Origin of the sequence: Hallella mizrahii (genome assembly GCF_009695775.1) — a bacterium.
GTDB classification, from domain to species: domain Bacteria; phylum Bacteroidota; class Bacteroidia; order Bacteroidales; family Bacteroidaceae; genus Prevotella; species Prevotella mizrahii.
In genome coordinates, this window is sequence record NZ_VUNG01000093.1 from 1 (window position 1) to 1,664 (window position 1,664).

At 42.5% G+C, this 1,664-nt stretch carries 2 protein-coding genes; both read left to right on the plus strand.

Annotated features, from left to right (window positions below; translation table 11 throughout):
• Nucleotides 1-173 precede the first annotated feature (173 nt).
• The gene (locus tag FYJ73_RS15560; RefSeq protein WP_154535653.1) at nucleotides 174-407 is read left to right on the plus strand and encodes a hypothetical protein; all 234 of its coding nucleotides are present in this window, start codon (nucleotides 174-176) and stop codon (nucleotides 405-407) included.
• Complete coding sequence (locus FYJ73_RS15565) at nucleotides 404-1,633, plus strand: hypothetical protein (protein WP_294936066.1); 1,230 nt, start codon at nucleotides 404-406, stop codon at nucleotides 1,631-1,633. Before FYJ73_RS15560 ends, FYJ73_RS15565 begins: the two co-directional genes overlap by 4 nt.
• The last annotated feature ends 31 nt before the right edge of the window (nucleotides 1,634-1,664 follow it).

Here is a 1,664-nt window from a genome sequence, read left to right on the forward strand (position 1 = left end):
TAGGGTGTCAAGTTTGTGTATAACTTCATAGCCACTTTAAGGGGCTAATTTATAGTCTTTTACGCATTATAATATATTACCAATAAGTAAATATATATTAACTTTATTTCTTTGTTTATCTTGCTGAAAATCAGTACCTTTATAGTGTAATTAAGATATATAACTGTAAAGATATGACTGTAAGGAAAAGCGAAAAAGACAAAGAGATCACCAGACTGAAACGTGAGCTTAACAAGGTCAATAACGACTTGGCGAAGAAGAAGGAGGAATTGAAATCAACCAGATCGGAGCTTAGGGGGCTCAAGGCTGAGAATAATAAAAAAAAAGAGCAGACCATAAGACTGACAGAGGAACAAAGCAGATTACTTTCCGAACTGCTTGGGGATACAAGTATAACGAACTCGTGATTAGGCTTGCAGTCCTGCTAAGATCTCGCTTGCCAATCTGTGGTTCACGGTCTATAGTTGTAATACTGGAGATCCTCAACGAGTGCTTCAAGGGAGAACTGTTTGACAGCATTCCATGCAATCAAGTCATAGAGGATTGGTGCGAAAAGGCGGGGTTAGATATGCATACGAAAGTCAAGGATCAATTCGTGGACAATGAGTACATCACCATCACGGATGAGAGTATTTCTGTAGGCAAGCAGAAGTTGCTGCTTCAATTAGCCGCTCCAGCTGACAGTACAGGAAAGCCCTTATCCCACTCTGACGTAAGCATTGTCGGGATGAGCGTCAGTCCGTCGTGGACTGGGGATAGTGTAAAAGCCGAGATGGAGAAGACTTCGAAAAGCATTGGCAGGAGGCCTCTGTATTCAGTTTCTGACAACGGTTACAATCTATGTAACGCTTGTCGTGATGCCGGTATACCGCACCACAGAGACATCAGCCACACTTTTGGCACCATATTAAAGAAGTATTTCTCTGACTCTCCGGATTTCAAGGAATTTACAGGACTTATGGAGAAGAAACGCCTTGCCTACCAGCTAACAGATAAGGCAATAGTTCTTCCACCTAAACAACGAGCAATAGCCAGATTCATGAATACATTTGTTTGGGTGAAATGGGCGCACAAACTTCTTGAGAGGTATGACCGGCTCACGGATGAGCAGAAGGAAGCTGCACGCTTTATGCTGGACAACAAAGACCTCATTGAAGAGCTAAACAGCATCCGAAAATGCATGGAATATGTTGAAATGAGATGCAAGAATGACGGACTGAGCAAAGAGCTGGCAAAGTTTCTCATTTGGCGGATAACCGCGGACCTAATCACCCCAGCAGGTGGTACCAGAAGAATGAGGAGTGTTGGCCTTGACATGTGGGAATATCTTCAAGAGGAATGTAAACTGCTTCAATCGGATACGGATGTACATATTGTCTCATCAGACATTATAGAATCTTGTTTCGGAGTATTCAAGGCGATGAAGTCTCCAGACAAGCTCTGCGGGGTGACAAAGCATGCATTGGTTTTACCATTGGCTATAAACTTCATTTCGAAAGAGAGCAGAGAATCATTCGATTTTATTGCGGCCATGGAGAATGTCCACTATAAAGATTTAGACGAATGGGCTGGCTTCAATTTATACGGAAACCCAACTCAGGAGAGGAAAGACCTTACCCGAAAAATTGGATAGAATTATGAGCACAGACTTGACACCCTAGTAA

What these genes read in the sequence shown, in the direction of transcription:
- FYJ73_RS15560 (WP_154535653.1), top strand. Translation starts at nt 174, where the DNA reads ATGACTGTAAGGAAAAGCGAAAAAGACAAAGAGATCACCAGACTGAAA.